This is a genomic window from Streptomyces sp. AM8-1-1 (genome assembly GCF_032229325.1).
Taxonomy (GTDB): Bacteria; Actinomycetota; Actinomycetes; order Streptomycetales; family Streptomycetaceae; genus Streptomyces; species Streptomyces achmelvichensis.
In genome coordinates, this window is the sequence record NZ_CP135086.1 from 6,469,623 (window position 1) to 6,488,171 (window position 18,549).

Sequence of the window (18,549 nt, forward strand, 5' to 3'; positions counted from 1 at the left end):
GGTCCCCTCGGCACCGCGGTCGCCGGCCGGGCTGACAGACAGCCCGGCCGGCGGCCGTGTCAGGCCGTGGCCACCTCGACGGCGGCGAGGTTCTTCTTGCCGCGGCGCAGGACGAGCCAGCGGCCGTGCAGCAGATCCTCCTGGCCGGGGACCGCGTCCTCGGCCGTGACCTTGGTGTTGTTCACGTAGGCCCCGCCCTCCTTCACGGTGCGGCGGGCGGCCGACTTGCTGGGTACGAGACCGACCTCGGCGAACAGATCGACGACCGGCGCCAGCTCGGCGACCCGGGCGTGCGGCAGCTCCGAGAGAGCGGCACGCAGCGTCGGCTCGTCGAGCTCGGACAGATCGCCCTGACCGAACAGCGCCTTGGAGGCGTTGACGACGGCGGCACACTCGTCGGCTCCGTGCACCAGCGTGGTCAGCTCCTCCGCGAGCGCGCGCTGGGCGGCGCGCGCCTGCGGACGCTCCTCCGTCAGCTTCTCCAGCTCCTCGATCTCCTCGCGGGACCGGAAGCTGAAGATCCGCAGGAACTTGGAGACGTCACGGTCGTCCGCGTTCAGCCAGAACTGGTAGAAGGCGTACGGCGTGGTCCGCTCCGCGTCCAGCCAGACCGTGCCGGACTCCGTCTTGCCGAACTTGGTGCCGTCCGCCTTGGTGATCAGCGGGGTGGCCAGCGCGTGCACCACGGCCTCCGGCTCGACCCGGTGGATCAGGTCCGTCCCCGCGGTGAGGTTGCCCCACTGGTCGCTGCCGCCGGTCTGCAGCGTGCAGCCGTACCGCCGGTTCAGCTCCAGGAAGTCCATGCCCTGAAGGATCTGGTAGCTGAACTCGGTGTAGCTGATGCCCGCGTCCGAGTTCAGCCGCCGGGCGACCGCCTCCTTCGCGATCATCTTGTTGACCCGGAAGTACTTGCCGACGTCCCGCAGGAAGTCGATTGCCGACAGACCCGACGTCCAGTCCAGGTTGTTGACCATGGTCGCGGCGTGCGGGCCGTCGAAGTCGAGGAAGCGCTCGATCTGCGCCCGCAGCCGGTCCACCCAGCCCGCGACGACCTCCGGCGCGTTCAGCGTGCGCTCGGAGTTCGGCTTGGGGTCGCCGATCAGACCCGTCGCCCCGCCGACCAGACCCAGCGGGCGGTTCCCCGCCAGCTGGATCCGGCGCATCGTGAGGATCTGGACCAGATTGCCCAGATGCAGGCTGGGTGCGGTCGGGTCGAAGCCGCAATAGAACGTGACGGGACCGTCCGCGAACGCCTTGCGCAATGCGTCCTCGTCAGTGGACAGGGCGATCAGCCCGCGCCACTGCAGCTCGTCGACGATGTCCGTCACTTCTCTCGCGTCTCCTTCGGTGAATGCGTCTGTCCCTACAGACGCCTCCGAGGTTATACGCCCTGGCTGACCGAACTCATATTGAAATCGGGGACCCGGAGCGCGGGCATCGCGGCCCGGGTGAACCAGTCGCCCCACTCGCGCGGCAGCGTCTTCTCCGTCCGGCCCGCCTCCGTCGTGCGCGAGAGCAGATCGACCGGTGACTCGTTGAAACGGAAGTTGTTCACCTCGCCGACCACCTCGCCGTTCTCGACGAGATAGACGCCGTCCCTGGTCAGACCCGTGAGCAGCAGCGTCGCCGGGTCGACCTCACGGATGTACCACAGACAGGTCAGCAGCAGCCCGCGGGCGGTCGCCGCGACCATCTCGTCCAGCGACCGCTCGCCGCCGCCGTCCAGGATCAGGTTCCCGGCGCCGGGCGCCACCGGCAGGCCCGTCAGGGCGGCACTGTGCCGCGTGGTCACGAGATGCTCCAGCTTGCCGTCGCGCACCCACTGCGTCGCCGGCAGCGGCAGACCGTTGTCGAAGACCGAGGCGTCGTCCCCCGAGGCGTGCGCGATCACGAACGGCGCCGACTCCAGGCCCGCCGCGTTCGGGTCGCTGCGCAGCGTCAGCGGCAGGGGGGAGAGCGTCTCGCCGACGCGGGTCCCGCCGCCGGGCTTGGAGAAGACCGTACGGCCCTCGGCCGCGTCCCGGGCCGTCGACGACCACAGCTGGTAGATCAGCAGGTCGGCCACCGCGGTGGGCGGCAGCAGGGTCTCGTAGCGTCCTGCCGGCAGCTCGATCCGGCGCTCGGCCCAGCCGAGGCGCTGTGCCAGCTCCTCGTCCATGGCCGCCGGGTCCACGTCTTTGAAGTCGCGCGTGGAACGGCCGGCCCACGCGGACCGCGAGCGGTCCGGGGACTTGGCGTTCACCTCCAGCGTGCCGTTCGGCTGGTCGTGCCGCAGCCGCAGGCCGCTGGAGGTGCCGAGATAGGTGCTGGTCAGCTCGTGATTCGCGAAGCCGTACAGCTCCCGCCCGCCGGCCCGGGCGCGGGCGAACGCTTCGCCCAGCGCCGGCGCGAAGTCCCCGAAGACGGCCGACGAGGTCTCCACGGGAGCGTCGGTGAAGTCGGGCGACGCCTCGACCCCGGAGACCAGCGGCTGGGCGTCCTCGGCCGGACCGGACGTACGGGCGGCCTCCTCGGCGGCCCGGACGAGTGGTTCGAGGTCCGCGGCGGTGACGGCGGAGCGGGAGACGACACCGGAGGCGGTGCCCTCCTTGCCGTCGACGGTGGCGATCACCGTGAGGGTGCGGCCGCGGGTGACGCCGTTGGTGGTGAGGGCGTTGCCGGCCCACCGCAGATTGGCGGAGGACTGCTCGTCGGCGATGACGACGCAGCCGTCGGCGGTGGACAGCTCGAGCGCGCGCTCGACGATCTCGTGGGGCTTGGTGTGGCGATTCGTCGACATCAGCGTCCGGCCTCCTGCGTGGTGTTGAGACTGTGCGTGCCCGGGGTACGCCCCCCGGGGCCCCGGCGGATCGTGCCGCGCCCGCTCATCGCCCGGCCTCCTGCGTCGTGTTCAGACTGTGCGTGCCCGGGGGACGACCCCCGGACCCCCGGCGGATCGTGCCGCGCCCGCTCATCGCCCGGCCTCCTGCGTCGTGTTCAGGATGTTCACACCGCGGAACAGGGCGGAGGGGCAGCCGTGGGAGACCGCGGCGACCTGGCCCGGCTGGGCCTTGCCGCAGTTGAAGGCGCCGCCCAGCACATATGTCTGCGGGCCGCCGACCTGCTCCATCGAACCCCAGAACTCCGTCGTCGTCGCCTGGTAGGCGACATCGCGCAGCTGACCGGCCAGCCGGCCGTTCTCGATACGGAAGAACCGCTGACCCGTGAACTGGAAGTTGTAGCGCTGCATGTCGATCGACCACGAGCGGTCGCCCACGACGTAGATCCCGCGCTCCACCCCGCCGATCAGATCCTCCGTCGACAGCCCGCCGGCCGCCGGCTGGAGCGAGACGTTCGCCATCCGCTGGACCGGCACATGAGCGGGGGAGTCCGCGTACGCACAGCCGTTGGAACGGCCGAGGTCCGTCAACTTCGCGATCCGGCGGTCCAGTTGGTAGCCCACCAGGGTGCCGTCCTTGACCAGGTCCCACGACTGCGCCTGCACGCCCTCGTCGTCGTACCCGATGGTGGCGAGTCCGTGCTCGGCGGTGCGGTCGCCGGTCACGTTCATCACCGAGGAGCCGTACGCCAGCTTGCCCAGCTTGTCGAAGGTGGCGAACGAGGTGCCCGCGTACGCCGCCTCGTAGCCGAGCGCCCGGTCCAGCTCGGTGGCGTGGCCGATCGACTCGTGGATGGTGAGCCAGAGGTTCGAGGGGTCCACCACGAGGTCGTAGCGGCCGCCCTGCACGCTGGGGGCGCGCATCTTCTCCGCGAGCAGTTCCGGGATCTGCTCCAGCTCGGAGTCCCAGTCCCAGCCCGTGCCGGTCAGATACTCCCAGCCGCGCCCCACCGGCGGCGCGATGGTCCGCATCGAGTCGAACTCGCCGGTCGTCTCGTCCACGGCGACCGCGGTGAGCTGCGGATGCAGCCGCACCCGCTGCTGCGTGGTGACCGTGCCCGCGGTGTCGGCGTAGAACTTGTTCTCGTGCACGGTGAGCAGCGAGGCGTCCACATGCGCCACCCCGTCCGCCCGCAGCAGGCGCCCGCTCCACTCGGCGAGCAGCGCGGTCTTCTCCTCGTCCGCTACCTCGAAGGGGTTGATCTCGTACGCCGAGATCCACGTCTTCTCCGCGTGCACCGGCTCGTCCGCAAGTTCCACACGCTCGTCGGAGCCGGCCGCAGCGATCACCTGCGCCGACAGCTTCGCCATCGCGACCGCCTGGCCCGCGACCCGGGCGGCCCCGTCCATGGTCATGTCGACCCCCGAGGCGAAGCCCCAGGCGCCGCCGTGCACCACCCGCACCGCGTACCCGAGGTCCGTGGTGTCCGATGAGCCGGCCGGCTTGGCGTCGCGCAGCCGCCACGCCGCGCTGCGTACGCGCTCGAAGCGGAAGTCGGCGTGGTCGGCGCCGAGCGCCCGCGCCCTGGCGAGCGCCGCGTCGGCGAGCGCCCGCAGCGGCAGTGCCGTGAAGGCTTCGTCGATGGTATGAGGCACGAAATGTCTCCTGTCGTCGAGACGGGTCGCCCCGATCATGTCGCGCCGGGGTGGCCGTTGCCCAGCGTCTTTCTGTAGGGACCCGACAGTGACTCGAACGAGGCGCTGTCAGGGCCCGATTCTCCGCGAAGGGGATGGGACCGATAGGTTTTCGCATACCAGACCGCTATCGAAAGGGTGATCCGTTGAGCCGCTCGGTTCTCGTCACCGGAGGAAACCGGGGCATCGGCCTCGCCATCGCCCGCGCGTTCGCCGATGCCGGCGACAAGGTCGCGATCACGTACCGCTCCGGCGATCCCGCCGCCCTGCAGAAGGACGGCTTCTTGGCCGTCAAGTGCGACATCACCGACGCCGAGCAGGTGGAGCAGGCCTACAAGGAGATCGAGGAGAAGCACGGTCCGGTGGAGGTGCTGGTGGCCAACGCCGGTGTCACCAGGGACCAGTTGCTGATGCGCATGTCCGAGGACGACTTCACGGCCGTCCTCGACACCAACCTCACCGGCACCTTCCGCGTCGTCAAGCGCGCCAACCGGGCCATGCTGCGCGCCAGGAAGGGCCGCGTCGTCCTGATCTCGTCGGTGGTCGGCCTGCTCGGCTCCGCGGGACAGGCCAACTACGCCGCCTCCAAGGCCGGCCTGGTCGGCTTCGCCCGGTCCCTGGCCCGCGAGCTCGGCTCGCGCAACATCACGTTCAACGTCGTCGCGCCCGGCTTCGTCGACACCGACATGACGCAGGCGCTCACGGACGACCAGCGCGCCGGCATCGTCTCGCAGGTGCCGCTCGGCCGTTACGCGAAGCCGGAAGAGGTCGCCGCCACGGTGCGCTTCCTCGCCTCCGACGACGCCTCGTACATCACTGGAGCCGTCATCCCCGTTGACGGCGGATTGGGCATGGGTCACTGATCACATGAGTGGAATCCTCGCCGGCAAGCGCATTCTCGTCACGGGCGTCCTCACGGACGGTTCCATCGCCTTCCACGCGGCCAAGGTGGCCCAGGAGGAGGGCGCGGAGGTCATCCTCACCGGATTCGGCCGCCTCACCCTCGTCGAGCGCATCGCGAAGCGGCTGCCCAAGCCCGCCCCGGTCATCGAGCTGGACGTCACCAACCAGGAGCACCTGGACGGTCTCGCCGACAAGATCCGTGAGCACTCCAGCGACGAGTCGGGCCTCGACGGCATCGTGCACTCGATCGCCTTCGGCCCGCAGGGCGCGTTCAACTTCCTCGAGGCGAGCTGGGACGACGTCTCGACCGCCGTCCAGGTCTCGGCGTACTCGTACAAGTCGCTGGCCATGGCCTGCCTGCCGCTGATGCAGCGTGGCGGCTCGATCGTCGGCCTCACCTTCGACGCGACGATCGCATGGCCGAAGTACGACTGGATGGGCGTGGCGAAGGCGGCGCTGGAGTCCACGAACCGCTACCTGGCCCGTGACCTCGGTGCGCAGAACATCCGCTGCAACCTGGTCTCGGCGGGTCCGATCAAGTCGATGGCGGCGAAGTCGATCCCGGGCTTCGAGGAGCTCGCGGACGTCTGGAACCACCGCGCCCCGATCGGCTGGGACCTCTCGGACCCGGACCCGGCGGGCCGCGGTGTGGTGGGCCTGCTGTCGGACTTCTTCCCGCGGACGACGGGCGAGGTGGTGCACGTGGACGGCGGCGTCCACATGATGGGCGCGTAGGACGCCTTCGGCGTCGGCGTGCGGGGCGGCTTGTCCCTCGGGCCGGTCGCTGTGAACGCCGGGCAGCCCGCGGGTGCGGGCTGCCCGGCGTTCGTTGTACGCGGACGCGGCGGTGCGCCGGGCTCTGCTCCGGACTGCCGGTAGCCGCAGAACTGTCCCCTCGCCCAGGGCGGGAGGGGGCGCCGGCTGCGCCCCAGGGGCCGATGGGCTCGGCCCCGGCTCGGCTCGCCGTGGACCGCTGTCGACGGGGCCGGGGGACAGCGTGCGGGCCCTGCTTTGGCCCGGCCGGTCGGCGCCGGTGCTGGTCCCTGGCTCTCGCCCGAACCCCCGCTGCCTGCCGAGTGCCGCTGCGACGGCTGGCGGTTGCAGTGCTCTGCTGTCCTGGCCCTGCGCCGTCCCCGGCCGTGTCGCTTCGGCCCGGCCGGTCGGCGCCCGGAGGCTGGTCCCTGGCTCTCGCCGCCGCCCGTTGCCCGCCGTGGACCGCTGTCGACGGGACCGGGTGACGTCGTGCGGGCCGTGCTGCTTCGGCCCGGCCGGTCGGCCCCCGCTGCCTGCCGATGGTCGCCGCGACGGCTGGCGGTTGCCGTGCCCTGTTGCTGCCGTGGCCCTGCGCCGTCCCGGCCTTGCCGCCTCGGCTCGGCCACCGGCCCGCGCTCCTGCCGGCCCGAGTCCGGCTGCCCGCCGTCCACGCCCGGCGGGTGCGCCGCTGCTTCGGCTGCGGGCCACTCGCCGTCGCCATGACCGGCTGCCCGCCGTACCGATGGCACACCCGGGCCCGCTTGGCTTCCGCGGGTCGCTGCCCGTCATTCCCGGCTTGCGGCGTCCGGGTGACGCTGTTCCGGCACCGGTCACCGTGTCAGGCCGCCTGTTGCCCCGGGCTACGACCCCGCCGAAGCCGCTGCCGCCCCGGCGCCCGCCTCGCGCCAGGCCCTCCGTTCGCCCGACCCGCACGACCGCAGCCCGTAAGCCACGAGCAGCGCACACCCCCGTTCGGACCCCGACGCCGCGCGGTTTCGCCGGATCACAGGGACTCTGGAGAAGCAATCCCCCTTGTGGTGCAGCCGCGGCGATTGCGCCGCCGTACGGCCGAGGAGGTCCTGCTCATGCGTACGAACTGGCGCTCGGCGCCCGTGCTTGCAGCGGTGACACTCCTCCTGTGGGTGACTCCGGACGCGTTCTCCCAGCCTCACCGGCCCATGTCCAAGCCCGCTCCCGCGCCCCCTGTGCCCGTCTACGCGGCCGACTGCCGCACCGTCGTCGAGGGCTCGCAGGCCACCGCCTTCTGCCACAATCCGTACCCCGCCGTCGACCGGGTCCGGTTGCACATCGAGTGCGAGCGCTGGTGGGACATCGACGTCGACGGTTCTCCCGCCGACATCGCCCCCGCTGGGTACGTCGAGATCACCGACCGGTGCTGGAAGGAAGTCCGTTCCGCCTGGGTCAGCCACCAGCCGCAGGCCGCCCCCTGAGGCACAGGAACGGATAGCCCGCCGCCTCCGCGGCCGCCGTGTCGCCGTCGCCCGCGCGGATCGCCTCGACGAGGCGGGCGTGGTCCATGTGGTTCTCCGGGCGCAGCTCGGCGCCCACGTCGTCGCGCAGCCAGTCCCTGAGCAGATCGCCGAGGTCGGCGTACAGCTCGCTGAGCACGTCGTTGTGCGAGGCGGCCACCACGGCCAGGTGGAATGTCGCGTCGACCGCGACGAACCGCTCCGCCTCGCCGGTCGCCCACGCCTCCTCCCGCCGGGCCAGCAGCGCGTCCAGCTGCTTCAGATCGCGTTCCGTACGGCGTTCCGCGGCCATCCGCGCCGCAGAGGACTCCAGCGTGGAGCGCACTTCCGCGATGTGCCGCGGACTGGCGTCGGCGAAGCGCCGGTGCATCACGCCCGCCAGTTCGCTCGTCGCGAGCACATAGGTGCCCGACCCCTGCCGGATGTCCAGCAGACCGTTGTGGGCGAGTGCGCGGACCGCCTCGCGGACGGTGTTGCGGGCAACGCCGAGCTGCTCGACGAGCGCGGGCTCCGTCGGAATCCGTGAACCGACCGGCCACTCGCCCGAGGTGATCTGATTCCGCAGCTGCGCGATCACCTGGTCGGTGAGCCCTGAGCGCCGGGGAGAGGTCAGCGACATCGTGCTCCTTGCTCGGAACCGGTTGTCCGGGATTGGACAACCAATCATCCCATGATTCTATGATGGCCTCATGCCGGACGAGACACAGACCCAGACCCCGAGCGAGTCGCAGGCCCAGCCCCTGCCTTCGAGGCCCGCCGCCACGGACCGTACCGCCGCGGCACCCGGAACCCGGCTGGGAACCGTCTGGATCACCCGGCTCGTCATGGCCGCCATCGTCCTCGCGGCACTCAACCTCCGTCCCGCCATCACCAGCCTCGGCGCCCTCCTGGAGGAGACGCGGGACGGTCTGCAGATGAGCGGCAGCGTCGCCGGCGTCCTCACCTCCGTACCGCCGCTCTGCTTCGCCGTCTTCGGGATCGCGGCCCCCCGTCTCGCCCGCCGTTTCGGACCCGGCGCCGTCGTCTGCGCCGGCATGGTCGCCATCGCCGCCGGGCTGCTGATCCGCCCGTTCGCCGGCGGTACGCCCGGCTTCCTGGCCGCCAGCGCACTCGCCCTGATGGGCATCGCCGTCAGCAACGTCCTGATGCCGGTGATCGTCAAGCGGTACTTCCCCGACCGCGTCGGCTCCATGACCGGCCTCTACTCCATGGCCCTGGCGCTGGGCACCGCTCTGGCGGCGGCCGCGACCGTGCCCATGACCGAGGCGCTCGGCGGCAGTTGGCGTACCGGCCTCGCCGTCTGGGCCCTGGTGGCCGTCCTCGCCGTACTGCCCTGGGTCGCCCTGATCCGCGACCGCAGCCCCGCCGCCGAGCGCGAGCGGGCCGACGCCGCGGCCGGCTCCCGTCAGGCGCCCGCTCCGAAGATCACCCGCAGCCCCACGGCCTGGGCGCTCGCCTGCTTCTTCGGGCTCCAGGCCACCGGCGCGTACATCACGATGGGCTGGATGCCGCAGATCTTCCGCGACGCGGGGGTCTCGGCCTCGACCGCCGGAGTGCTGCTCGCCGTGACCATGGTCATGGGTGTGCCGCTGGCGTTCGTCATCCCGCGGCTCGCCACCCGGATGAAGAACCAGGGTCCGATCGTGATCGCCCTGGGCCTGTGCGGACTGACCGGCTACGCGGGGCTGTTCTTCGCCCCGGCCGCCGGAGCCTGGGCCTGGGCGCTGCTGCTCGGGATATCCAACTGCGCCTTCCCGCTCGCCCTCACCATGATCGGCATGCGGTCCCGGACCGGCGCCGGCGTGGTACGGCTCTCCGCCTTCGCCCAGTCGACCGGTTATCTGATCTCGATTCCCGGGCCCCTGCTCGTCGGGGTGCTCTACCAGCACAGCGGTGGCTGGGGGCTGCCGATCGCGCTGATGGCGGGGCTGCTCGTGCCACAGATCGCGGTCGGTGTGCTGGCCGGCCGGGACCGGACGATCGAGGACGAAGCGGTCGTGCGAAACTGAACCCATGCCTGTGCTCGATCCGAACCCCCCGAACGGTCAGAAGAAGCTTCTCCTCGTCTTCGGCGCGATGCTCGCCGTGACCGTGGTGATCGGCGTCATCGCCTCCATCGCCTCTCCCTGACACGGTCGTTGGCCTGCCGCGCTTCGATGGTGGTGCTAGCACCACCGTCCCCTAGGGGGCCAGGGTCAGGGTGAAGTGGGTGGGTCACCGGATGGGCCGCCGGACGCATGATCCGTAGGTTTGAGGTCATCAGCCACAGACCCCACGGAGGCGGCCATGCCGGCCCACACGCAGTCCCCGTCACGGACCAAGGGCAGCGTCGACATCCGGCTTCCGTGGTGGGCCGTGGCGCTCCCGATGCTCGCCTTCGTCGTCCTGCTCGTCGTGATCGCCGATCCGGCGCAGGCACACGCCGCGAACGGCGACCCCGCGATGGGACGCATCCTCGAGCACATCCGGCACACACTCGCACGCTGACGGAATCACTCGTGGTGGGGCAGCCGGTCAACACCCTGCGCCCGTTGGCGCATTTCATGCGAAGCTGGAGTGCATGAGCGTCGCCACGTCGTCCGGTGGCACACCCCCCGGACCCCCCGAATCCCGCAGGATCGTGCTCCTCCGGCATGCGAAGGCCGACTGGCCGGAAGTATCCGACCATGAGCGCCCGCTCGCCGACCGCGGCCGCATGGATGCCCCGGTGGCAGGCCGCAGGCTCGGCGAAACCGGAATCGCCTTCGACCTGGCGCTGTGCTCGACGGCGGCCAGAACCCGTGAGACGTGGAAGCTGGCGGTGCACGAGCTGCCGCACCGCCCGAAGACGGTGTACGAGGAGCGTCTGTACGACGCCTCGCTCGGTGACCTGATCGCGCTGCTGAACGAGACCGACGACTCGATCAACGACCTGCTCGTCATCGGTCACAACCCCGGTATGCACGCGCTGGCCGACGCCCTCGCCGGCAAGGCGGAAGGGGATGCGCTCGCCCGTATGACCCAGAGCGGTTTTCCGACGTCGTCGTTCGCCGTCGTCGGCTTCACCGGCTCCTGGAAGTCCCTGGAGCACGGGGTCGGCACCCTGCTCGAGTACTGGGCGCCGCACGACTGAGCCGCGCTGGACCGCCGGCTGTCCGTGTCGACACCCGGCCGGAATCGACGGAGGCCGGACGACGGCCCCGCGGCCCATCGGGCTGTGCCGGGGCCGTAGTTCGGTCCTTCGGCTGCGGACGCGCCGCCGAGGAACCGTGCACCACCTGCCGAGGTGGCCGGTTATCGTTCCGGCATTCTCGGTGACGTGTTGCCGGTGACCCAAGGGGAGGGCTCCATGAGCAGCGGCGAAAGCAGCAGCAGAACACACGAGGGATTCCCGGCCGACGAACGGGCCGCGATGAAGGATCATGCCCAGGAGCTGAAGAAGGCGGCCCGCCGCAGTTCGCGCGCGGACAAGGCGGCGGAGGCGGTACGGGACGTGATCGCGAAGATCGCGAAGATCGCGGAGATGCGGGACTCGGACCGGGTCATGGCCGAGCGGGTCCATGCCGTCATCACCGGCAGTGTCCCGGCCCTCGCGCCGAAGCTCTGGTACGGGATGCCCGCCTACGCGCTGGACGGCAAGATCGTCTGCTTCTTCCAGAGCGCGGAGAAGTTCACGGCGCGCTACGCGACGCTCGGGTTCAGCGACCAGGCGAAGCTGGACGAGGGCACGATGTGGGCGGCCGGATTCGCCCTGACCGAGGTGACACCCGAGGTGGAGACGCGGATCGCAGCGCTGGTGAAGCAGGCGGTGGGCTGAGCCCCGGTCGGTACGCGGGCGGTTTGCCGTCTCGCGTGCCCGCCCCGCTCGGCGCCCGGCGGAGTGGACCGCAGCGCCCCAGCAGCAGACGAGAGGCCCCGGCACACCGTGCCGGGGCCTCGGCCGTCTCCGGCCCGCCCGCTCACCTGCGCCGCAGCGTGTGCCGCCGACGCCCGCAGCTCAGGACCCAGGGCCCAGTGCTCAGTGCTCGGCGTTCGGCTCGTCCGCCGCCTCGACCTCTTCCCTGGTGATCCCCAGCAGATACAGGACCGTGTCCAGGAACGGCACATTGACCGCGGTGTGTGCGGCCTCGCGGACCACCGGCTTGGCGTTGAACGCGACCCCGAGCCCGGCCGCGTTGAGCATGTCCAGATCGTTGGCACCGTCGCCGATCGCTACCGTCTGCGCCAGCGGTACGCCGGCCTCCGCCGCGAACCTCCGCAGCAGCCGCGCCTTGCCCGCCCGGTCCACGATCTCGCCGATCACCTTGCCGGTGAGCTTCCCGTCGACGATCTCCAGCGTGTTGGCCGACGCGAAGTCCAGCCCCAGCCGCTCCTTGAGGTCGTCCGTGACCTGGGTGAACCCGCCGGAGACCACGCCCACTTGGAAGCCGAGCCGCTTGAGCGTACGGATCAGGGTGCGTGCGCCCGGCGTCAGCCGTACCTCCGCGCGCACCTTGTCCACGACCGAGGCGTCGAGCCCGGCCAGCAGCGCCACCCTCGCGTGCAGCGACTGCTCGAAGTCCAGCTCGCCCCGCATCGCCGCGGCGGTGACCTCGGTGACCTTGTCCTCGCAGCCCGCGTGGGCCGCGAACAGCTCGATGACCTCGTCCTGGATGAGCGTGGAGTCGACATCCATCACGACGAGGCGCTGGGCGCGGCGGTGCAGACCCGCCGACACCACCGCGACATCGATGCCGATACCGGCGGCCTCGGTCGCCAGGACCGTACGCAGGGCCTCGGTCTCCACACCGGAGACGGCGAACTCCACGGCGGTGACCGGGTACTTCGCGAGCCGGAAGATACGGTCGATGTTTCCACCGGTGGACGCGATCCTGGCCGTTATGGCCGCGGTCGACTCGGCGGTCAGCGGGTGCCCGAGCACGGTGACATGGGAACGGCCGCTGCCGCGCGGCCGGTTGTCACCGGTGCCCGAGATGATCTCGGCCTGAAGTTTCAGCGACTCGGCCCAGCTGTGGACGGTGGACCGCAGCTCGCCCTCCGAGGTGCCGCCCGCGGTCGGGGCGGTCACCAGCGCGCACAGCACGAGGCGGCCACGGGAGACGACCTGCTCGATGTCGACGACGTCGACGGAGAAGGCGGCGAGGGTGTCGAAGAGACCGGCCGTGATCCCGGGACGGTCCTTCCCGAAGATCTTGACGAGAAGGGTGCGTACGTCGGAAGTCTGCGATGCGCTCATGGTGGTTCCACCGTATCGGGCCCGGACGACGGCGAGACGTCGCGTCCCGAGGAGCGGACAGGCGTCCGACCCGGTGACCGGCTATCTGCCGGACTTCGGCGGCCTGGGCGGCGGCGGGCCGTCCTCCTGCTCGGGCGGGGGCCGGCGGCGCGGCGGCAGGGGAGGCATGGGTCCCGCGACCGTCGGCGCGCCGTGGATCTCCGGAGGGCCACCACGGTCCCTCTCGCCGGCAGCCCCTGCCGGGCGAGCGCCGGGATCCTTCCCCGGAGAAGAGCCCGGGCCGGGCGGAGGGGCGTCGCCGCCCCGCGAAGGTGCCCCTCGGCCCTCCGAATCCCGGCCCCACGCATCCCGGCCCTCCGCATCCCGCCCCCACGAAGCCCGGTCCCGCGCGGCCCCGCCCTCCACAGGCGCGTCGCGGACCTCGGGCGGCAGGCGCAGATATGGGTTGGTGTCGGGGTTCGGCGGCCGGTACGGGGACGCCGGCCGGTACGGGGACGCCGGCCGGTACGGCCCCGGCCCCTCGCTCACCCCGGCCGCCACGGCACCTTCCTCCCGCCGGCCGCCCCGGGTGACGTACACCAGCAGCGCCCCCGCCCCGCCCGCGGCGGCTCCCCATGCCGCGCCCAGCACCAGCGCCATGTCCGCCCGGCCGTGCAGCTCGATGCCCGCACCGAACGCGTCGAAGCCGAGGACCGACAGGGACGCGTCGGCGGACACGTCCGTCAGCCACACCAGCAGCGGCAGCGTCAGGGCGCCCACCACGGCGAGCCGCACCGTGCAGCGGCCCGCGAAACCCGCCGCTCCCCGGCGGCCGACCGGTGTCCGGGACGCCGCCAACACCCCGGCGTACAGCATCATCACGGCCGTCGCCACCGCGAGCAGCCACACCCGCCCGTCCAGTTCGGCGAGCCTGCCCACGGTCGCCGGCTCGTCCGCCGAGATCCGCAGGAACTCGTCCAGGGGGTCCGGCAGCACCTTCGCCAGTTCACCCGTGGCCTCGCCGTCCCACGGCACGAACAGCCCCAGCGGGACGCCGAGCCACACCCCGTTGGGGGCGCCGAGCAGTGCCGCACCCGCGATCCGTTTCGGGTGGTCGTCCCCCACGGCCGCGTAGGCCGCCGCCGCGTACCCCGCGAGCACGGCGACCAGCATCACCGCGACCATCGCCGAGGCCGCGGGACGGATGTGCCGCCGTACCGCCTCCCACAGCGCGCCGCTCGGCAGCGGGGCTCGCCGGCCGGCGAGCAGTGCGACGACCAGCACGCCGATCACCCACAGCAGCGCGCCCGCCAGCGAGTCCGCGGTGTTCACGCTGAACCCGACGGCCGCCTCCGCGTCCACCAGGTCCCCGATGCGGTCCGGCAGCAGCCCTCCGATGTCACCGATGTTGCCGAGTCCCGGCACCTCGATTCCGCTGTCCCCGCCGGTTCCCGGGATCGCGCCGTCGAGCCCCAGCTCCGCGCCGTCGATGGTGATGACGTCATGGCCCGCCCACGCGAGCCCGCCGACGGTCGCGACGAACAGGAGGACCACACCGCCCGCGCGAGCGCCGAGTTCACCTCCCGAGATGTGCGGACCGGCCCGCCGCAGAGAGCGTAGAAAGACGTACGCAAGGAGCAGGGCACCGAACAGACCCACCCCAAGTGGCGTGAAGTCGACGGCCGTTTCGGCCGTCGCGCCGTCGAGTCCGAACGCGGACACATCACCGCTCGGCGACACCGAACCGTTCACGGCGAGCACCACGACGGCCGCCGTCATCGGGCCCAGCGAGGCCGATGCGTCGGCGCCGAGCAGATGCAGGCCGAGCGCCGCCGCCCCCGCCATGCCCACCAGTGCCCAGCTCACCGCGGCGATCGACGACAGCACCACATCGACCCAGGGCACCTTGTCGTCGCTGCCGGTCGCGCTCATCCCGGACCCCCCGATCCCTGCTGGGTTTGACCCAGTTGTCCCCAGTCCAGCATGATCCGTGCCGACTGATGGGTGCTTACCACTCTCCGGGGGTGTTTCTCCCCCGTCAACGGGCAACCGGGACGGGGTCTTCACATGGCCCGACTTTCGGATACGGGACCGCGCCTGAAATAGTTCCCCACGATGTTCGCCATCCCTAGACTCCCTGTGATGGGGGTAACTCGGGGGACAACTAGTGGGGCATGGAGTGCCGGAACTCGTACTGGAATTGAATGGAAGGACCTGGACGCTCGATCCGTCCAGGTCGTACACCCTCGGACGTGATCCGCAGGGTGATCTGGTGATCGACGACGCCAGGGTCTCGTGGCGGCACGCCAGCATCAGCTGGGGCGGCCGCAGTTGGGTCATCGAAGACCACGGCAGCACCAACGGCACGTATGTCCAGGGCCAGCGGATCCATCAGATGGAGATCGGTCCCGGCTCGGCCGTGCACCTGGGCAACGCCACCGACGGACCGCGACTGAATCTGTCCGGTGCGGCGGCGGGTGCCTACAGCGCACAGGGGGCGGCGTCCCAGCAGGCGGCAGCTCAGCAGGCTCCGGCCCAACAGCAGCCGCCGCAGCAGCAGTGGCAGCAGGCTCCGGCGCAGAATTGGCCCGAGCCGCAGCAGGCACAGGTCCCGCACCAGCCCGGTCCGGGCGGATCCGGCGGCGCGGCGGGGGCGCCACCGGTCTACGGCGACCGCAGCCCGACCACGTTCCACCAGCTCTCGCTCGGCCGCGTGATGCGTATCGGCCGTGCGCTGGAGAACGAACTGGTGGTCTCCGACCTCCAGGTCTCGCGCCACCACGCCGAGTTCAGCTCGCACCCGGACGGCCGCTTCGAGATCCGTGACCTCGGGTCCCACAACGGTACGTACGTCAACGGTCAGCCGATCGCCAAGTCCGGTACGGCCCTCATCGGCCCGAACGACATCGTCGGCGTCGGTCACTCGACGTTCCGTATCGTCGGCGGCCAGCTCGAGGAGTTCGTCGACACCGGCGAGGTCTCCTTCTCCGCCCGCCACCTCACGGTGACGGTCGACGGCGGCAAGCAGATCCTGCGCGACGTGTCCTTCGGCGTGCCGGAGAAGTCGCTGATCGGCGTCATCGGCCCCTCGGGCTCGGGCAAGTCCACCCTGCTGAAGGCGCTCACCGGCTACCGGCCCGCCAACCAGGGCGACGTGCTCTACGACAACCGGAGCCTCTACAAGCAGTTCGCCGAGCTGCGCCAGCGCATCGGTCTGGTCCCGCAGGACGACATCCTGCACAAGGAGCTCACGGTCCGTAAGGCGCTCAGGTACGCGGCCAAGCTCCGCTTCCCGGGCGACACCGCGAACGCGGAGCGCGAAGCCCGTATCGACGAGGTGCTGCGCGAGCTCAAGCTCGACATCCACAAGGACAAGAAGATCACCTCGCTCTCCGGCGGCCAGCGCAAGCGCGTCTCGGTCGCCCTGGAGCTGCTGACGAAGCCGTCGCTGATCTTCCTGGACGAGCCGACCTCCGGTCTCGACCCGGGCATGGACCGCGATGTGATGCAGCTGCTGCGCGGCCTCGCCGACGACGGCCGCACCGTCCTCGTGGTCACCCACTCCGTGGCCGAGCTCCAGCTGTGCGACAAGCTGCTTGTCATGGCTCCGGGCGGCTCCGTCGCGTACTTCGGTCCGCCGGAGGAAGCGCTCAACTTCTTCGGCTACAGCACCTGGGCCGATGTCTTCTCGGCGTTCGAGAACTACCGCGACTACGACTGGGCGGGCCGCTGGCGCGGGTCGCAGCACTACCAGATGTACGCGGCCGACATCGACGCCGTGGCCGCGCAGCCGGTGAACCTGGTGACGCAGCAGAGCAAGCCGCCGAAGCCGCAGAGCTGGGGCTCCCAGCTGATCACGCTGGTCCGCCGCTATGTGTCGGTGATCGCGTCCGACAAGGGCTTCATGGCGCTGATGCTGATCCTGCCGGCGGTGCTCGGCGCGGTCAGCCTGCTCATCGACCCGGACAAGGGTCTGCTGCCGAACGTGAACGCGCAGACCGGCCGGATCATCCCGAACGGCACGGCGACCACGGTCCTGCTGATCCTCGCGGTCGGCGCGTGCTTCGCGGGCGCCGCCAACTCGGTCCGTGAGCTGATCAAGGAGCGGGTGATCTACGAGCGCGAGCGCGCGACGGGTCTGTCACGCTCCGCGTATCTGATGTCCAAGGTGATCGTCCTGGGCATGATCACGGTGCTCCAGGGTGCCCTGGTCGGCGCGATCGGCTTCTCCACCCGTGAGCTGCCCTCCGAGGGTCTGGTCATGGGCGGCGCGGTGATGCTCGAACTGTCCGTGCCGATCATGGCGCTGGGCTTCACCTCGATGATGTTCGGCCTGATCATCTCGGCGCTCGTGAAGACCGCCGAGAAGACCATGCCGCTGCTGGTCATGTTCGCGATCATCCAGGTCGTGTTCACCGGGTGTCTGTTCATCCTGCACGGCACCATCGGCGTCAACGAGTTCTCGTATCTGATGCCGTCGCGGTGGGCGGTCGCCGCCGCCGGGGCCACGCTGGACTTCAACAAGATCAGCCCGAACCCCGACGACCCGACCAGCACCGACCCGCTGTGGGACCACGAGGCAGCGGCCTGGGGCATGGACATGGCCGCCCTGCTCGCCCTCGGAGCCTTCTGCGGCTTCCTCGTCGCGCGCTTCCTGCGCCGCCACGAGCCCGAGGTCATGCGCAAGTAGACGGAACCGGAACGCGCCCGAGGGCGGCACCCCGCATGGGGTGCCGCCCTCCGGCGTGTGGGTCGTCAGCCTCAGTAGGCGCTGTTGACGTTGTCGATCGAGCCGTAGCGGTCGGCGGCGTAGTTGGCCGCGGCGACGATGTTGGCGACCGGGTCGTACTGGCTGTGCTTGGTGCCGGCGACGTGGTACGCGTCGAAGGTCGGCTTGATGACCTGGAGCAGGCCGATCGAGGGGACGCCGTTGATCGCGTTGATGTCCCAGTTGTTGATGGCGTTCGGGTTACCGCTGGACTCGCGGATGATGTTCTTGTGCAGACCCTGGTAGCTGCCCGGGATCTTGTGCTTCTTCATGATGTCGAGCGACTCGCGGATCCAGCCGTCCAGGTTGTTGGCGTAGACGGGCTTGCGAGCGGCGGCACGGCTGGCGGCCTGGTCGGCCGCCCGCTTCTTCGCGGCAGCCTCGGCGGCGGCCTTCTTCTTCGCGGCAGCGTCGGCAGCTGCCTTCTTCGTGGCGGCGGCCTCGGCGGCCGCCTTCTTCGCCGCGGCGTCGGCCGCGGCCTTCACCTTGGCCGCGGACGCCGACTGGTCGGCGTCGAGCGACAGCGTCTTCGGCGCGTCGAGGGTCATCGCCACCGGGGCGATCTTCTGCGCGGCCTGGGGCTCGGCGACGGCGACGGCGGCGTCGCTCTCGCCGGCCGGGGCGAGGGAAAGGGTCAGAGCGGCGACACCGGCGGCGGCGATACCGGCGATCGAGACCTTGCGGGTCTTGGTCATACGGGTGCTGAACGCAGACATATCGTCGTACCTCTTCGAGTAGCGGAAGTCGCATCAGGCCGGAGCGGCGCTGCGCTCTACGGCGGGCGACGGCTGCAATTCTTAGCGCCAGCAAAAAGCCCTGGCAAAGGTGTGACGTACGATCCGCGATAGTGGATCAGGGGTCGGGCAAATCGCCCGTATGCCCATTCATCCCCTGATCAAGTGCCCTTTTTGTATCCACTAGTCTGCTT

General features: G+C 70.8%; 16 protein-coding genes. 9 read left to right on the forward strand and 7 right to left on the reverse strand.

Going from position 1 to position 18,549, the window contains the following annotated elements; all coding sequences use genetic code 11:
- Nucleotides 1-59: 59 nt before the first annotated feature.
- The 3 genes from tyrS to RPQ07_RS28850 all read right to left on the reverse strand — a co-directional run bounded on the left by tyrS (nucleotide 60) and on the right by RPQ07_RS28850 (nucleotide 4,474).
- Complete coding sequence (tyrS, locus tag RPQ07_RS28840; RefSeq protein WP_313947135.1) at nucleotides 60-1,328, reverse strand: tyrosine--tRNA ligase; 1,269 nt, start codon at nucleotides 1,326-1,328, stop codon at nucleotides 60-62.
- Between the two features lie 53 nt (nucleotides 1,329-1,381).
- Nucleotides 1,382-2,779, reverse strand: coding sequence for a TldD/PmbA family protein (locus tag RPQ07_RS28845; RefSeq protein ID WP_313947136.1), 1,398 nt, complete (start codon nucleotides 2,777-2,779; stop codon nucleotides 1,382-1,384).
- Nucleotides 2,780-2,950: 171 nt separating this feature from the next.
- Entirely contained in the window at nucleotides 2,951-4,474 is a 1,524-nt protein-coding gene (locus RPQ07_RS28850) for a TldD/PmbA family protein (protein WP_313947137.1), read from the reverse strand.
- A gap of 185 nt (nucleotides 4,475-4,659) precedes the next feature.
- Between RPQ07_RS28850 and fabG the strand changes: the two genes are divergently transcribed.
- The 3 genes from fabG (at nucleotide 4,660) to RPQ07_RS28865 (ending at nucleotide 7,620) form a co-directional block, all read left to right on the forward strand.
- On the forward strand, nucleotides 4,660-5,376 hold the full coding sequence (gene fabG, locus RPQ07_RS28855; RefSeq protein ID WP_313947138.1) for a 3-oxoacyl-[acyl-carrier-protein] reductase: 717 nt from the start codon (nucleotides 4,660-4,662) through the stop codon (nucleotides 5,374-5,376).
- Nucleotides 5,377-5,380: 4 nt separating this feature from the next.
- Complete coding sequence (fabI, locus tag RPQ07_RS28860; RefSeq protein WP_313947140.1) at nucleotides 5,381-6,151, forward strand: enoyl-ACP reductase FabI; 771 nt, start codon at nucleotides 5,381-5,383, stop codon at nucleotides 6,149-6,151.
- Nucleotides 6,152-7,254: 1,103 nt separating this feature from the next.
- Complete coding sequence (locus RPQ07_RS28865) at nucleotides 7,255-7,620, forward strand: hypothetical protein (protein ID WP_313947141.1); 366 nt, start codon at nucleotides 7,255-7,257, stop codon at nucleotides 7,618-7,620.
- Here the strand turns inward: RPQ07_RS28865 and RPQ07_RS28870 are convergent.
- Nucleotides 7,592-8,278: a FadR/GntR family transcriptional regulator gene (locus tag RPQ07_RS28870; protein ID WP_313947142.1), complete on the reverse strand. Its 687-nt coding sequence runs from the start codon at nucleotides 8,276-8,278 to the stop codon at nucleotides 7,592-7,594. The two genes, RPQ07_RS28865 and RPQ07_RS28870, sit on opposite strands and share 29 nt — an antisense overlap.
- 70 nt (nucleotides 8,279-8,348) lie before the next feature.
- Here RPQ07_RS28870 and RPQ07_RS28875 point away from each other — a divergent pair, with 70 nt between their 5' ends.
- The 5 genes from RPQ07_RS28875 to RPQ07_RS28895 all read left to right on the forward strand — a co-directional run bounded on the left by RPQ07_RS28875 (nucleotide 8,349) and on the right by RPQ07_RS28895 (nucleotide 11,455).
- Nucleotides 8,349-9,668 (forward strand): MFS transporter, encoded by a 1,320-nt coding sequence (locus tag RPQ07_RS28875; protein ID WP_313947143.1) that lies wholly within the window; start codon nucleotides 8,349-8,351, stop codon nucleotides 9,666-9,668.
- A gap of 4 nt (nucleotides 9,669-9,672) precedes the next feature.
- Complete coding sequence (locus tag RPQ07_RS28880) at nucleotides 9,673-9,789, forward strand: SGM_5486 family transporter-associated protein (RefSeq protein WP_313947144.1); 117 nt, start codon at nucleotides 9,673-9,675, stop codon at nucleotides 9,787-9,789.
- 156 nt (nucleotides 9,790-9,945) lie between these two features.
- Entirely contained in the window at nucleotides 9,946-10,146 is a 201-nt protein-coding gene (locus RPQ07_RS28885) for a hypothetical protein (protein WP_313947145.1), read from the forward strand.
- 73 nt (nucleotides 10,147-10,219) lie between these two features.
- Nucleotides 10,220-10,771, forward strand: coding sequence for a histidine phosphatase family protein (locus tag RPQ07_RS28890; protein ID WP_313947146.1), 552 nt, complete (start codon nucleotides 10,220-10,222; stop codon nucleotides 10,769-10,771).
- A 216-nt stretch (nucleotides 10,772-10,987) separates the two neighbouring features.
- Entirely contained in the window at nucleotides 10,988-11,455 is a 468-nt protein-coding gene (locus RPQ07_RS28895; protein ID WP_313947147.1) for a hypothetical protein, read from the forward strand.
- Nucleotides 11,456-11,656: 201 nt separating this feature from the next.
- On the opposite strand, the gene serB is transcribed toward RPQ07_RS28895, so the two are convergent.
- Both serB and RPQ07_RS28905 read right to left on the reverse strand, forming a co-directional pair.
- The gene (gene serB / locus RPQ07_RS28900) at nucleotides 11,657-12,874 is read right to left on the reverse strand and encodes a phosphoserine phosphatase SerB (RefSeq protein WP_313947148.1); all 1,218 of its coding nucleotides are present in this window, start codon (nucleotides 12,872-12,874) and stop codon (nucleotides 11,657-11,659) included.
- An 81-nt stretch (nucleotides 12,875-12,955) separates the two neighbouring features.
- Complete coding sequence (locus RPQ07_RS28905) at nucleotides 12,956-14,785, reverse strand: streptophobe family protein (protein WP_313947149.1); 1,830 nt, start codon at nucleotides 14,783-14,785, stop codon at nucleotides 12,956-12,958.
- A 247-nt stretch (nucleotides 14,786-15,032) separates the two neighbouring features.
- Between RPQ07_RS28905 and RPQ07_RS28910 the strand changes: the two genes are divergently transcribed.
- Nucleotides 15,033-17,543: an FHA domain-containing protein gene (locus RPQ07_RS28910; RefSeq protein WP_313947150.1), complete on the forward strand. Its 2,511-nt coding sequence runs from the start codon at nucleotides 15,033-15,035 to the stop codon at nucleotides 17,541-17,543.
- A gap of 71 nt (nucleotides 17,544-17,614) precedes the next feature.
- Here the strand turns inward: RPQ07_RS28910 and RPQ07_RS28915 are convergent, their stop codons facing one another.
- The gene (locus RPQ07_RS28915) at nucleotides 17,615-18,337 is read right to left on the reverse strand and encodes a transglycosylase SLT domain-containing protein (RefSeq protein ID WP_313947151.1); all 723 of its coding nucleotides are present in this window, start codon (nucleotides 18,335-18,337) and stop codon (nucleotides 17,615-17,617) included.
- Nucleotides 18,338-18,549 lie beyond the last annotated feature (212 nt).

Bases quoted from the DNA above. Each gene is read 5' to 3' on its own strand.
- fabI (WP_313947140.1), top strand. From the start codon at position 5,381: ATGAGTGGAATCCTCGCCGGCAAGCGCATTCTCGTCACGGGCGTCCTC.
- RPQ07_RS28915 (WP_313947151.1), bottom strand. From the start codon at position 18,337: ATGTCTGCGTTCAGCACCCGTATGACCAAGACCCGCAAGGTCTCGATC.
- RPQ07_RS28885 (WP_313947145.1), top strand. From the start codon at position 9,946: ATGCCGGCCCACACGCAGTCCCCGTCACGGACCAAGGGCAGCGTCGAC.
- RPQ07_RS28870 (WP_313947142.1), bottom strand. From the start codon at position 8,278: ATGTCGCTGACCTCTCCCCGGCGCTCAGGGCTCACCGACCAGGTGATC.
- RPQ07_RS28890 (WP_313947146.1), top strand. From the start codon at position 10,220: ATGAGCGTCGCCACGTCGTCCGGTGGCACACCCCCCGGACCCCCCGAA.
- RPQ07_RS28880 (WP_313947144.1), top strand. From the start codon at position 9,673: ATGCCTGTGCTCGATCCGAACCCCCCGAACGGTCAGAAGAAGCTTCTC.
- RPQ07_RS28895 (WP_313947147.1), top strand. From the start codon at position 10,988: ATGAGCAGCGGCGAAAGCAGCAGCAGAACACACGAGGGATTCCCGGCC.
- RPQ07_RS28875 (WP_313947143.1), top strand. From the start codon at position 8,349: ATGCCGGACGAGACACAGACCCAGACCCCGAGCGAGTCGCAGGCCCAG.
- serB (WP_313947148.1), bottom strand. From the start codon at position 12,874: ATGAGCGCATCGCAGACTTCCGACGTACGCACCCTTCTCGTCAAGATC.
- RPQ07_RS28865 (WP_313947141.1), top strand. From the start codon at position 7,255: ATGCGTACGAACTGGCGCTCGGCGCCCGTGCTTGCAGCGGTGACACTC.
- RPQ07_RS28905 (WP_313947149.1), bottom strand. From the start codon at position 14,785: ATGAGCGCGACCGGCAGCGACGACAAGGTGCCCTGGGTCGATGTGGTG.
- RPQ07_RS28845 (WP_313947136.1), bottom strand. From the start codon at position 2,779: ATGTCGACGAATCGCCACACCAAGCCCCACGAGATCGTCGAGCGCGCG.